At 44.9% G+C, this 13,236-nt stretch carries 14 protein-coding genes; 8 read left to right on the forward strand and 6 right to left on the reverse strand.

What is annotated here, in order from left to right; all coding sequences use genetic code 11:
- Nucleotides 1-109: 109 nt before the first annotated feature.
- Nucleotides 110-568 carry a RadC family protein gene (gene radC / locus ACOQOZ_RS06115; protein ID WP_420591388.1) on the reverse strand — a complete coding sequence of 153 codons (459 nt, stop codon included), beginning with the start codon at nt 566-568 and terminating at the stop codon, nt 110-112.
- A gap of 169 nt (nt 569-737) precedes the next feature.
- On the reverse strand, nt 738-3,776 hold the full coding sequence (locus ACOQOZ_RS06120; protein WP_420591389.1) for a DUF927 domain-containing protein: 3,039 nt from the start codon (nt 3,774-3,776) through the stop codon (nt 738-740).
- A gap of 119 nt (nt 3,777-3,895) precedes the next feature.
- Between ACOQOZ_RS06120 and ACOQOZ_RS06125 the strand changes: the two genes are divergently transcribed.
- Nucleotides 3,896-4,507 (forward strand): hypothetical protein, encoded by a 612-nt coding sequence (locus tag ACOQOZ_RS06125; protein ID WP_420591390.1) that lies wholly within the window; start codon nt 3,896-3,898, stop codon nt 4,505-4,507.
- On the opposite strand, the gene ACOQOZ_RS06130 is transcribed toward ACOQOZ_RS06125, so the two are convergent.
- Nucleotides 4,481-4,699 (reverse strand): helix-turn-helix domain-containing protein, encoded by a 219-nt coding sequence (locus ACOQOZ_RS06130; protein ID WP_420591391.1) that lies wholly within the window; start codon nt 4,697-4,699, stop codon nt 4,481-4,483. The two genes, ACOQOZ_RS06125 and ACOQOZ_RS06130, sit on opposite strands and share 27 nt — an antisense overlap.
- Nucleotides 4,700-4,805: 106 nt before the next feature.
- On the opposite strand from ACOQOZ_RS06130, the gene ACOQOZ_RS06135 reads away from it, so the two are divergent.
- The 3 genes from ACOQOZ_RS06135 to ACOQOZ_RS06145 all read left to right on the forward strand — a co-directional run bounded on the left by ACOQOZ_RS06135 (nt 4,806) and on the right by ACOQOZ_RS06145 (nt 7,199).
- Complete coding sequence (locus tag ACOQOZ_RS06135) at nt 4,806-5,462, forward strand: hypothetical protein (RefSeq protein WP_420591392.1); 657 nt, start codon at nt 4,806-4,808, stop codon at nt 5,460-5,462.
- Nucleotides 5,463-5,552: 90 nt separating this feature from the next.
- Nucleotides 5,553-6,482: a hypothetical protein gene (locus tag ACOQOZ_RS06140; RefSeq protein WP_420591393.1), complete on the forward strand. Its 930-nt coding sequence runs from the start codon at nt 5,553-5,555 to the stop codon at nt 6,480-6,482.
- Between the two features lie 156 nt (nt 6,483-6,638).
- Complete coding sequence (locus ACOQOZ_RS06145) at nt 6,639-7,199, forward strand: recombinase family protein (RefSeq protein ID WP_420591394.1); 561 nt, start codon at nt 6,639-6,641, stop codon at nt 7,197-7,199.
- Here ACOQOZ_RS06145 and ACOQOZ_RS06150 read toward each other — a convergent pair.
- Both ACOQOZ_RS06150 and ACOQOZ_RS06155 read right to left on the reverse strand, forming a co-directional pair.
- Nucleotides 7,171-7,803: an NADAR family protein gene (locus ACOQOZ_RS06150; RefSeq protein ID WP_420591395.1), complete on the reverse strand. Its 633-nt coding sequence runs from the start codon at nt 7,801-7,803 to the stop codon at nt 7,171-7,173. The genes ACOQOZ_RS06145 and ACOQOZ_RS06150 overlap by 29 nt on opposite strands.
- 18 nt (nt 7,804-7,821) lie before the next feature.
- Nucleotides 7,822-8,817 carry a phosphoribosyltransferase-like protein gene (locus tag ACOQOZ_RS06155; protein WP_420591396.1) on the reverse strand — a complete coding sequence of 332 codons (996 nt, stop codon included), beginning with the start codon at nt 8,815-8,817 and terminating at the stop codon, nt 7,822-7,824.
- Between the two features lie 207 nt (nt 8,818-9,024).
- Between ACOQOZ_RS06155 and ACOQOZ_RS06160 the strand changes: the two genes are divergently transcribed.
- Nucleotides 9,025-9,441 carry a hypothetical protein gene (locus tag ACOQOZ_RS06160; protein WP_420591397.1) on the forward strand — a complete coding sequence of 139 codons (417 nt, stop codon included), beginning with the start codon at nt 9,025-9,027 and terminating at the stop codon, nt 9,439-9,441.
- An 8-nt stretch (nt 9,442-9,449) separates the two neighbouring features.
- Nucleotides 9,450-9,857 carry a GmrSD restriction endonuclease domain-containing protein gene (locus ACOQOZ_RS06165; protein WP_420591398.1) on the forward strand — a complete coding sequence of 136 codons (408 nt, stop codon included), beginning with the start codon at nt 9,450-9,452 and terminating at the stop codon, nt 9,855-9,857.
- 211 nt (nt 9,858-10,068) lie between these two features.
- On the opposite strand, the gene ACOQOZ_RS06170 is transcribed toward ACOQOZ_RS06165, so the two are convergent.
- Entirely contained in the window at nt 10,069-11,712 is a 1,644-nt protein-coding gene (locus tag ACOQOZ_RS06170) for a recombinase family protein (RefSeq protein WP_420591399.1), read from the reverse strand.
- 29 nt (nt 11,713-11,741) lie between these two features.
- On the opposite strand from ACOQOZ_RS06170, the gene ACOQOZ_RS06175 reads away from it, so the two are divergent.
- Nucleotides 11,742-12,098 (forward strand): ArsC family reductase, encoded by a 357-nt coding sequence (locus tag ACOQOZ_RS06175; protein WP_420591400.1) that lies wholly within the window; start codon nt 11,742-11,744, stop codon nt 12,096-12,098.
- A gap of 61 nt (nt 12,099-12,159) precedes the next feature.
- Complete coding sequence (dapD, locus tag ACOQOZ_RS06180) at nt 12,160-13,188, forward strand: 2,3,4,5-tetrahydropyridine-2,6-dicarboxylate N-succinyltransferase (protein ID WP_420591401.1); 1,029 nt, start codon at nt 12,160-12,162, stop codon at nt 13,186-13,188.
- Nucleotides 13,189-13,236 lie beyond the last annotated feature (48 nt).

A 13,236-nucleotide genomic window follows, 5' to 3' on the forward strand; every position in this document is an offset into this window, starting at 1 on the left:
TATTCTACCCCTCATCCCTCCGTCGTTCGTGCTCGGCTACAGCCCCAACAACGGCCACCAGCACTCCGATGATGATTTTCACAACTAATTGGCTATTCATAAGCCCCTCCTACAAGTATCCAAGTTCAGCAAGGGAGCTGACCTCCCTGCCAACGATCAAATGATCCAGCACACGGATATCCACCAAGCTCAGTGCATCCACCAGCCTTTCCGTAATAGCTCGATCAGACTGCGATGGGGTGACATCACCGGATGGATGGTTGTGTGCCAGTATGACGGCAGCAGCATTGGCTCTCAGGGCTTCTTTCACCACCTCACGGGGATATACCGCAGCACCATCAATAGTGCCTCTGAACATCTCCTCATAGCGAATCAGGCGGTGTTGGTTATCCAAGAACAGGACGGCAAACACCTCATATTCGAGATGGGCAAGTTTGGTTCGTACGAAGTCACCAGTTGCACGTGGTGAAGTGAATGCTCCACCATTGGCAAAGCGGTTAGCCAGAATACAGGATGCTGCTTCCAGCACCTGATACTCTGTCATCGGTTCAGTAGTGAAGTATTCCATGATGTTCTCCCAATGTTACTCCAGGTTACTTATAACCATTTGTATTGGAATTCTTGAGAGTAACCCTGTAACCCGTTCGACCTGATGGTCGGTTACAGGGCTGCTGGAATTATTTCTAACGTATTATTAAAAATATTTTCAGCGTAACTCTGTTACCAGCGTAACTGGGTTAACAGGTGAAGCCATCGCCATCATCAGCTAACGCATCCGGCAAATTATCATCGCTTTCTATACCACCCTCAGCAGCCGGTTCTTCAATTACACCATCTTGGAGAATTGACAGCTTAATGCCATAAAGCTTGACTGTCGTTTTCTTAGTACTTTGAGCTCGCTTGAATTTTGCGCTTCTTTTCACTGTGCCATTAGAGTTCAGTTCGAGATAGTTTCTCTCTTCCAATAGCTCTTTTACTTTTTTGGGGTTTGTGAACAGTTCATCAAATTTATTGGCGAAGATGTATGCAACATCATTTTCAACATAGCCCACCGGGTTTCTTAAGTTCGGGTTTTCATGACGAGCTGCACTTTCATCTGTTCCATTGAAAAATCGGGTTGCAAGGCCATTGTGTAATAGGTTTTTAACCTCTTCCATCAACTCAAAATCTTCTTGCGAATGATCGCCTCCACGCTCTTCAATCCAACGCTGAAAGCAGTTATTTACGGATCTGATCACCTCTCCTTCAGGCCAGCCAGTAATTCCCATATCAGTGGCTAACATGCCACCAACATAAACCAGTGCAAATTGCTCAGCGACCCTTTTAACCTGAGCATCAGCCGCACTGATATGTAGTTGCTCGATAAATTCCTTTTTGTACCTGGCCGCATCTGTTCGGAAACCATCCATATTCTCAGTAAACTGCTCCAGGAATGCCTGAATAGCACTACCGTAATAGCGACCCGTTTTGTCTTTAATCTCCATCGCAAATTCATTGCCATCAGCAAAGTCTTGGACGGTATCAAATACACCATGGCCACCTGGCACTTCAGCAGGAATATCAATAAACCGAACTGCTTGGCCTCCTGTCACTTTTTCACCGGCTTGGGCCATCGTATCTTTTAGGCTTATTTCTCCAGTCGACAAATAGAACAATGTCCAGGTTTGACGCTCTTGTGCTCTACCTGTTTTAGTAGCACGCGCTTTGCCTTCACCGTTGCCCAGCATGTAGATCACCTTACCCGCTTCTTTTGGTGGCAGCTCTCCCAACTCGTCCAAACACAACAATGCGTCATTATGATCAGCTGCAATGGCTTCCATACCGTTCCCTGTCGATCTCCAGGTAGATTTACCGGATGGCGAGCCCCATACAGACTGGGCTAACTGTAACGAGGTGGTTTTGCCCCGACTACTTGCACCACGGAAGTGGAAACCATAGGTAGCGTTAGAGACGATTTTGCGAATCAATGGGGCAGCGAAAGCAACTGAAACTGCAAAGGTCAATAAGTTATTACCGACACATAACTTGGACACATTTTCCTGCCACTTTTCTAATGTACCTACAGGGCGATATACATCTCTAATCCGCTCTTTGGACTGAAACACCACTAACTCAGCATCATCACCAATCACACGATCTGGCAAAACAAAGTAGTCATCTTTCCAGCCAATCTGAGTTGCAGCCCTGGCTCTTCTGAAAGGCTTAACGCTGTTAATGTAGTCACAAATCTGTTGCGGTCTTCCAGTCAATCCGTAGTAGGATAAAAAGCCGTAGCATTCTTTAGCCTCGTAAATGGACTCTGCTGGAAGTGCAAACCTATGAAAGTTTCCATCATCATCCTTTAGCTCGATATATCGGCCCCAATTCTGATTAGAGATATTTCGGGATTGGGCAATCACCTTAAGGTAAGTAGAGACATATTCTCGCTCTGTTTGCCCCTCCTTATTCTCAAAGATTCTATAGATGTCGTCTCCAACACTGTAACAAGGCGGTATTCCCAATTCGAGATCTTGGGCAACGGGCATAACTTGGTTTTTGACCTCTTCCAGCCCTTCAAGTGCCGCAAGATCATTGAAGTCCGTCGGCTTTGATGTTTCATCCCGGAAGGTTGGCACTACTATTTCCGCAGACCTTGGCTTTAAAACATTGGGCCTTGATAATGATTCAACAGCTGCTGTTGCTGCATCTACACCTGGGTTTTTATCTTCATCTTTGTACTTATCGTTGTCAGCACAGAAAAGAAGAGCACTCTTTTTAAAACGGGCAGAGTTCCTGAGTGCATGTCCAACCGGCTTTAAGTTGCCGCAATCAACAGCCATTACAGCCGTATAACCTGTCGCTTCATGTAACGTCACCGCAGTTGCATAGCCCTCTGCAACTAATACAACGGTGTCATCACCATCAATAATGTGGAAGGCACCTTGCTTTTTACCACCTGGCAATAATTGTTTATCGCCACTTCCTTTAATGAACTGCGCAGTTGCAATGTTCCTCCGGATATTAGCTTCTGTTGAAATTACATCTGCCGTTCTGACCAGAGGGATCATCAACATACCTTTCAACGACCGCACAAATGGTGTGAGAGCAATCCCTTTCCTAACAGAGTATGGATGCTTTGGTAATTCCTTAGCGGTTCCATACAGCTTTAGTGATTGTTCTGCTGCGGCAAGATTTTTGGCCTCTGTCAGTTTCTTTAACTCGCTCTTTTTCGCTTCAAACTTTCGCTCAAACTCTTGCTTTTGATCTTCAGTGATCGCTCCGTAACCAGAGAACTTCCACAAATGGTTTTCTCCAGTGTCTCTCCAAGTACCGTAGCTTGCAGCAATGAGCTTTCCACCGTCATAAAATGGCAGGCACCAACCCGGATTCCCCACACTACTATCAGCATCGGGAAAGCGACTGAACTCACCATCACTCAAAGAGCTGAAATCAAAGTCGTGCTCTGGTGACAAACAGCCTTTCTCAATCATCTCTGAAATCAACGACTGCTCTGCTACATGCTGGCTATCAGCCTGAAAATCATTATTTTTTGTGGTTACGGCAGTTACGCGGTTACGATCCTCTACAGCCCCCGTGTTATCTGGGTTTACTGGAATTTCAGGCGTAACCTCAGTGTAGTTCTGTTCGGTTACAGTGGTTTCAGGGGTAGTAACGGAATCGTTAGCAGCGTTTTTATCGACAGCTTCAACCTGTGAAGAACCACCACTAACATTCACAACATCGACTACAGATACATCATCAGATTGGGCTTCTACCGCCATATTCTTATTACTCATATACATTACCTTTTCATTTTTGATTACCTGCCAACTCGGCAGAACTGCATATTGGAGGAACCAAAGGTTCGAAAAAGGTACACTTCTGCCGCAGATTCGTACCATTTTGAGAAATTGCTATGGACAACAGGTGGAATGAAGACACGATTGCTCTGATCAAACAAACCGCAGAGACCGATTACACAGAGTCCTCAAGGTGCATGAGGAGTCTAATACGACAGGCCAAAAAAGATATTATTGCGGATCAGGGAGTTAATACCGCCACAGCTAACTTTTTAGTGCTCCAGTTAAACGAGTATTTGGATGAGTTAGACAATGAAAGAAAGGCCTCATTACCTGCACTTCTTTCAAGAAAGCTCTTCCTCGCAGGTAAAAAACCAGAGATTGATGACCTGCTTGTATCCATCAGGATGATGGTGATCGCTGTTCTGAAGGGTTTCAATAATAATGAACAACCGATAACGCCAGGACTGATCATCTACGACAGGCTGGATGCTCACAATATTCGCCTAGTGTTTAGTACAGCACAGCGGATCAAACTCATTCAGGACAACCTCTCTTTCTTCGAAGACGAAGGAAGGCACTTTAGGAAGCAAGGATTAAAGAAAATCAAGAAAGAGCAGATAGCAAACCTGCTCACCGAAGTGCTGAAACTGGAGGGCGATAACGCTCAAAAGATGTATCGAGATGCTAAAATCAGCGAGCTATTGAAAACTGAACAATCCGGCTAGCTCAACGCCAAGCACAGTAGCGATACTGTTCAACTTCAGAACTGAAGCATTCCTCCGGCCTTTCTCAATCCCAGAGATATAGGTCGGATGTATCCCCGCCCGCTCAGCAAGAGCTTCTTGCGACATATCACACTGGAGCCTATACCGCCTGACGTTAAGTCCAATCTGGCGTAATACCTCTTCTTCAGTCATCGGGATCTCTGGAAATTTAGATCCCGTAATGCTCCCGGCTTTCTATACTCTCAACCATAGAATATAATCTAAATTTAATAGCTTATATTCTAATAAGGAATTATAAATGAATACTGCCGTACCGCTCATAATGGTCGCTTATGTCGCAGTTGCTACCGGATTTAAAGTAGCAGCAAAGGAAGCTCTCCCCGCTTGGATAGTTATTAGCGCTGCAACAGCAATACTGCCGTTAAGCATGCTAGTGCTGTCAAAAATGCTTAAATCGTCAGCGTTAACAGGTAGAACCTGGGCTGTAGCGACCTTGTTCCCAGCTTTTATGACTCAAATGACGGCTTCATGGAATTTTCTGGGTAAATCAGGGACAGAGACATTCTTAATCTCGATCATGGTCATAAGTAGCCTGCTTGGGTCTGTACTACTGATCATTGAAGCGGCAAAAAAGCAGAAGCAGTTATGGGTAACTGCTGGTGGTGGAGCCGTGCTGCTCACACTTGTCGCTGTAGCACTTCAGATACCTGAACTCCTCTACCCTGTAGTCTTAGCAACTGCACTATCACCTTGGATGCTACCTGACCGTCAGTGGAAATCGTTGCCACCATACCTTTTGATGCTGTTCGCTTACGTTGGTATTGGCTTGGAACAAGACGTCAGAACCTACCTGAATTTAAGCATCGTCGTAACGATTTACTCAATCGGTGGCTGGTTGATGTCCCGGTACATCACCAAACAGATTCAAAAAGCTGAACCTGAAAGCAAGTGTTAACAGCAATGTAGTCAATGGGTAGTCATACCCTTCTTACACCATTCAGCCCTATTAATCTGGGCTTCTAACTGCAATCGAAAAGGAACCAACATGAGACTCATATTGCTTTTATCATCATTAATATTTCCATTTAGTGCTCTGGCGCTAAAGTATGATGAGAAACCGTCTGCTGGAAGCTTCTGTTATCAACAAGGGTTTCATAAAAGGGCACTCTCGGCACAGGGGATATCTGTAATACCAAGGCAAAGGAAAATAATTAGGGAGCTACTGGAGAGAAACCCTGATTACTACACAAAATTTCAGGATAGAGCTAAAACTCGTGATTTTTGTAATGAGTATGCCAGGACATTTGGCATCCATTACTTCGATTATACTCGAAGCATTCCTGATGCTCAGGAACAATACTCAAAGTTTATAAATCAGCTAAAAGAAACCCAAAGCAAAAAGGAAGAAGCCGAGAGACAAAAAAAGGCTGAAAAAGTAAAGTTAGACAATGATCGGGCAATAGCTCCTAAAAAAGTTGAAGAACTTAAAGCACTGGCAGCAACCAAGCGTTCAGAAATACAAAAGACTGAACAAAAAATCCGTCAGCTAAAAGACAAAATACACGAAGTGGAAAAGGCAGGAAAGAAGCCCTTTAAATACTTTTATCAGATGTACAAAAGTCTTGGTGATGGGCTCTATGTTAGCCGCTTAGGAACGACAGGAGAAACTTTCGTATTGCGTGACGGAAGTCGATTAATTACAAATCCACGTGCCGGTGAATTTTATAGTTACCTAACCCGCTCTGGTACTATGTCCCTATCTAAAAACGGTTTTCCTATAGAGGTAGCTGTTTATGACCTGGCAGATGAAGGTACAAAGCCTTATCAGAACTGGGTGGAGAATTACGCTCCTAAATATGATCGCCACTATAAAGACTGGGATCGTGAAGAGAAAAAATTAAAAACGCTCATCAAAGAGCGAAGTGACGCGGAACAGAAACAAAAATACTATTCAAAACTCATCAGCAAGGAATAAATCGCAGCTGACCTTGTTATAAGCCATATGGGACTCTCCCAAATAACCATGCCCTATTGAGCGACATTCACCCCACCCCGAATCTCTCCCAATAGGGTCATATCCCACTTTTTGAAAGACAATTCCCACAGGGTCTACCCCTAATAGGAGACTGATATGGCAACTATCGGCTATGCCCGTGTATCGACGTTCGGACAATCACTGGACGCACAAATCGAAGCACTGAACGGCTGTGACAAAATATTTCAGGAGAAGATCAGCGGCAGTAAACGTGAACGCCCGGCTCTGGATGCTGCGTTAGATTACGTCAGGGACGGAGACGTTCTGATAGTGACCAAGCTCGACCGACTGGCACGCAACACCGCACACCTGCTGGAGCTGGTAGAGGTGTTTGAGGCCAAAGGCGTGACGCTTCAAATCAAAAACATTGGCATCGATACTGGCACCCCAACGGGTCGCCTGATGCTGACAATGATCGGTGCTATCGCCACATTTGAGCGTGAAATTATGCTTGAACGACAGGCGGAAGGAATCGCCAAAGCCAAGCAGGACGGGCGTTATAAGGGTAGAAAGCCAACAGCTCAGGCCAAGAAAACTGAGCTGTTAGAACTGATCGCCAAAGGTATAAGTAAGCGCCAAGCAGCATCAAAGCTAGGGATCAGTGAGTCGAGTGTGTATCGAATTCTAACTAAAATAAACTCTTCTGGTCTGATCTAGTATCTTCTGCAAATACCCTTTCAACAGGCCTCCCGAACAGTAAAAAATCCTTTATCTGTAACGGGGGGACTTCCATTAAACTATTTTCGTTGTCGACTCTAAGCTTTTCCCTAAGCTCCATAAGTAAACGGCCTAATACATTCTCTCCCCGGAGAGTATGCTCTTCATTCTTTGTAGGGACGGCCCCCCAGAAACTATCTTTGTTCGAAAACTCTACAATTGGCAGCTTCTCTGTCAGTAATAGCAGCTCCCCGAATGCTTGATAGTTCTGTGCAAGTTTCACTCGCAAGCACCACCTCATGACCATATGGCGTACGTCATTCCAGTCAGTTCTGGATTCCATCAAATAGAGTTTACTTTTTTGTTTAGCAACCATAGGACTAAATTGCCCGACAATCTCTTTCTGAACCTCGGGCAAATGAGGGTAACGACATGCTTGGTAGAGAGCTTCTGAAGTTAAAATTTCAACACCATTCACCTTAAGTGGAAAACCAGAGGCCATGTTCGAAAGGCCACCAAATTGTTCCCTCGTTTTATGAAATATGACTACAGAATTAGTATCATACTCCCGAACCTTGTCAGAATGATTTAAATCAGATCGCACGGGATTCTTTCCTTACGATTAGTATCCATTACGAGGTAACAGAGGATACCAGTTAAGCGCGGCATTTCCACTATTACCGCCATCGCCCCACCAAAGTGCAAGAGGGCAATTATTTGGGCAGTTTCTATAAGAAGCTATGACCGAGCCAAAGCCAGGTTCATACCTACTAAAACCAAGAGGTTTCCAGTATTGGTCTGAACATTTTGCAGCTATCTTAGCTCCTGCGATTAAAAATTCCTCTTCTAAAATTGACCTCTTATCTTGCCTTGAAAACGGCTCAACACTTTTTCGAGCAACCCGCCTTAACGGAAAACTAATATTCTTAGGGTCATATCTATCATGAAGTTCCTCCTCTGCGGGAATAAAACTCGGCCATAAAACACCACTTTCACTCCGCTTAGAACGACGATTCTCGATAACAAAATTGTCGATATAACAGACAGTGATATTCTTACCTAATTCACGCGCTGCATTTCTGATACGCTTTGGAACATAGTAAGAGCTACTATGGCGTGCCAATGTAACCACATAGACTGTGCAAAATTCTGGTGCAAATTTAATCCATTCCTCTAAATCTAGTCTCAGTCTCAACCCAGTAAAAATAACATCATCAACATATATAAAGGTGTTTGTATCTAAGGCAGCTTGCCTAATGTCCACGTCAAGCTCTTGATTAAGGCATCTGGCCATAACTTCCCGTAACTCACACTGGCTTTGTCCCCTCAGCTGGATATTCATGAAACAAGCTGATGACCAAAACTCATAAGCACTATCCCAATGAGGCGATGGGTAATTCTTAATCAAATGGCTGAAATAGAGCTTAACTTTCTCTTGAGTGATATAGCTCTTGCGTAGTACATGGTCGAACTCTCTTATAAAAGGGAGTTGATTTTTAGAGGTAAACTGCTTTAACCACTCATCGACATGATTAGTTGTTGGCTCTTCAATCTGACCTTTCCTATAACCCTTAATCGTATTTGCTACCGATATTATCAGCTGCTCGCGCTCATCCATTTACAATCCCTGCGTTTCTTACCTAGCCACCGGTAGATATTACCATTAACAGTATTGACAATGATATAAATTTTGAAAATTGGTTATGAGATATTGTTTATTTATTAACCAGCAAGGTTTACAGTCGCTATTAACTATAAGTCAACACTCCCGATAGACTTATAGCTGGTATTTTCTCAGCCGAAGCATTAACAATAAGGATGACCCATGAAAGTAAATTTCGAAAGTCTAATCGAAACTCTTGTAGGGCTTCACTGGGGTTATAAGATTTTCACGCTATTTTTTGTTACGTGCTCAATAATCTATATCATTTTTTCATCAGGAAAGAACTGCATAAATCCAAACAACATAGAAATTGATCAAATAAACTGTAAAAATTTTAATGATAAAACAGCTTGTGATAATTTAGCTAAGCTTGGTATTGGCCCAGATTCAGCTCCACCGACATTAAGCAAATGTGGTGAATCTATAGCAAGTGCTGAGGCTCTTTCTGACCATATAATCAAAAAGAAAGAAACACCTAAAGGAACATGGCAAGGGCTCGAAGTACGAGCGGAGAATAGGTGTTCAGTTTATGATAAAAAAAGCACTACCCATATACTCAAAGTATTGAAGACTCAATAGTTGCAAGTATGAACGGCAAAGTTTATGGCCCATATACAGGGCGCTATTTTGAAACAGACAAACTAACTGATATAGAGCATATAGTAGCCACATCCGAGGGCCATGACAGTGGACTATGCTCTGCATCGAACGAAATAAAACGCCAGTTTTCAGTAGACCCTTTAAACTTAACGCTAGCTGCATCAGATATTAATAGATGTAATACAGGTGGAAAATGTGGAAAAGATGCGGGAGAGTGGATGCCCCCCCAAAACAGGTGTTGGTTTGTAAAAAGAGTTATGCAAGTAAAAAGTAAATACAAGCTCTCTATAGACGAAACCGAAAAACGCGCATTAAAATCTGTTTTCGATTCATGCGATAACTTCGATATGATTTTCGTTCCTATAGATGAGAGTAATTTTATTTCTACTCAATAGATGACTAGAGTGTAGTAATTCAGATCAGGTCTGAACTACTACACACATACACCCTAGTTCCCAAGGGCTAGCTTTGCTCTACTCATCATCATCATCATCATCATCATCATCATCGTTATCTTGCTGGCTTCCACACTCACAGTCATATTGCCCACATCCAGAACATCGTATCATATGCTCATCCCAGCCCATGGCTTTTTCCTCCTGGTTTTTAAATATCTGTTAAGTCTCCGTAGGCATCCTCCACGTTTTCATCCAAGTCTGCAAATTCCTCAATCCAGTCCGTAAGAACATAAGGTTCACAACTCTGAGTTTTCGACACAACATGCATATCATGGTCGTATACCGTGCTGGTGGACTTTCGCCAATGAGACGCAAATTCTTGGGTCAGAATAACCTGAGATTTGCCATCGACCGTTGCCCAATACTCCAGCACTCTTGGCTCATTCGGATTAGAAACGCTATTCGCCACAATCCTATCGATATACAGCCGTAGTTTACTGTTAAATGTGGCTCTTTGTTGAGGGGTATCTAATTCCTCAAACGTCAGTAATGTGACCGCCCTCTCCTGCTCTGCCGCTTGCTGCTGTACCAACTCATCACGCTCAGCTTGTATTTTTGCAGCCTCCGACTCTTGCGTGGTAATAAGTTTGGCAAGCGTCACTGAGGGAGATTCAGCCATCATTTCGGTCATTTCAGCTAACCGCTTTTGCTTGGCCTCCAAACTCAGCTCTAACTCCGCCAGTTCGTTACCGTGGTCAATTGGCTTAAATCCCTGAATCACTTTTGTGATGGAGCTTAATGCAACCAACATCTGCGGCTCCGCATATTGGTATCTGAGATTGCCTTTGCAGGTGATGGTTTGGCACCGCAGATAAGACGCGCTATTTGTTTTAGACTGCCCGCCCAGCGTCATTGCCCGGCCACATTCACATTCAATGACCCCCATAAACAGGTTTGAAAAAGCACCTTTTCTGTAACCTGCTCCCCGCTTATTCCGGCTCTTAATCGCGTTCTGAACCGCCAAAAATAATTGGGGTTCGATAGCCTGGGGGTAGTAGTTTGGAATGGGCTCACCGTCCGGTACTCGCTCTCCATCTAGCATTACGTGAGGCTGGTACTCTCCCATAACACTTTTGTTTTTCAGAACTGAGCCAACCATAGCAGCAGTCCAATCAGACTGTTTTTGGAAGCTCTTGTGACCGTTTTCTCTCAAAGTCTTAGCAATTTGTTCATAGCCCATACCATCCTTAGCTAGCGTGAACATCCAATTCAAGACGTCACAGGCGTCCTTACGCACAACCAGTTTATCTCCATCTAATTCCAGCCAGCGCGGATAGTTACTATTGGAGATCGTCTTGCCAGTTTCCCTTGCTTCTTCTTTTCTTTTATCCCAAACGGCTTTGGTGCGGCGACTCTTTTGTTGTGACTCATCATTAGCCCGTGCCATGAACATGATGCTTACCATCAATCGCATCGGGTCCATCTCTCCAGCCTTAAAAATATTCCCATCACTCAAGGTAACGACAACAACACCGGATTGAATAATAGCCAGAAAATTCTGCAATGCCGTTTCAACATGCTCCCGACTTAAGCGATCAAAGTTCTCAACAAGTAGGTAACTGCCAGCCTCAATGACACCTTGATTCACCAGATCAAGAAAGGACGCCAATGCACCAGTAGCGTAGTTACCTCCACGAAAGGCGGATACTCCCATGTCCCTGAAACTGTCACTTTGTAGATCCAGATTGTGCTCTCTGGCGTAATCTTCAGCCATTTGCATCTGGCGTCGAACAGAGTCCCCACGTTTCTGTCTGACAGAGCTGAATCTGATATAGGAATATGCTTTAATCACGCCAAATTTTCCGAGGTTGATGAGCAGTTATGAGCAAAGTTACATTATATGGTTTATCTCCCAGCAAATGCGACACCATCAAGAAAGCCCGCAAGTGGCTGGAAGAAAACGGGGTTGATTATCAGTTCCATGACTACAAAAAAGACGGTTTAAGCGAAGCCCAGCTGGATAGCTGGCTGGATGAATTAGGCTTCGAAGCTCTGATCAATAAACGCGGTACCACCTGGCGCAAGCTGCCAGACGACGTAAAAGACAATATTGACCGTGATAGCGCGAGAACAGTGATGCTGGAGAACCAGTCCATCATCAAACGTCCGCTACTGGATACCGGCTCCCAGAAAGTACTGGGCTTTAAGGCCGACGAATATCAGCAGCTGTTCAGTTAAACAACTAGCCTGCGAAGAAACGAATTAACAAGACACATCTATTTTTATTTGAGGATATCCAATGAGCACATTTGCCCTAGCCATCGGCGTTGGTACTAAAAACAGTAAAGGCGAGTGGTTAGAAGTTTTCTACCAGCAGCCTCTGTTAAACCCGGCAGCTGAGCTGGTAGCAGCAGCCAAGGAAACTCTGGGCTACGAAGGTGGCAACCAGGCAATCGAAGCTGACGGCGGTGAACTGAGCGCATTCGCAGACGCGATTGAAGCAGCTGACGCCGCACAAGCAGCACTGGCCCGCGCCTGCACCGAAAGCCAGAAGCCAGTAGTTGTGACTATTCTGGAGAAAGACGAGCAGTCTTCCACCACGCCAGAAGTGTATCTGAAGCTTCACCTGTTATCTCATCGCCTGGTTAAGCCACACGGTGTTGATCTGTCTGGTATGTTCGGCCTGCTGCCAAACGTTGCCTGGACCAACCTGGGTGCAATCGACCTGGCTGAACTGCCAGAAGCACAGCTACAGGCACGTCTGAACGGCGAACTGTTAAGCGTAAACAGCGTTGATAAATTCCCACGTATGACCGACTACGTGGTACCAAGTGGCGTTCGTATCGCACACACCGCTCGTGTACGTCTGGGCGCTTACATCGGTGAAGGCACCACCATCATGCACGAAGGTTTCGTGAACTTTAATGCCGGCACCATGGGCGTTTCCATGATCGAAGGCCGTATCTCTGCCGGTGTTGTGGTAGGCGATGGTTCTGACCTGGGTGGCGGTTGTTCCACTATGGGTACTCTGTCTGGCGGCGGCAACATCATCATCTCTGTCGGCGAGAAGTGCCTGCTGGGCGCTAACGCCGGTATCGGTATTCCTCTGGGCGACCGTTGTACTGTCGAAGCTGGCCTGTACATCACTGCGGGTAGCAAGATTCAGGTTCTGGACGACAACAAAGCCGTGGTTGAAACTGTGAAGGCGCGTGACCTGGCGGGTAAATCTGACCTGCTGTTCCGTCGTGATTCCATCACAGGTGCCCTGCAGTGTGTAACCAACAAAACCGCGATTGAGCTGAACAACGAGCTGCACGCTAACAACTAAGTTTGTTTATCGTACAGCAATAAAAAAGCGCCGTAAGTTTCTGCTTAC

Source organism: Bacterioplanoides sp. (genome assembly GCF_965219715.1).
GTDB lineage: Bacteria > Pseudomonadota > Gammaproteobacteria > Pseudomonadales > Oceanobacteraceae > Bacterioplanoides.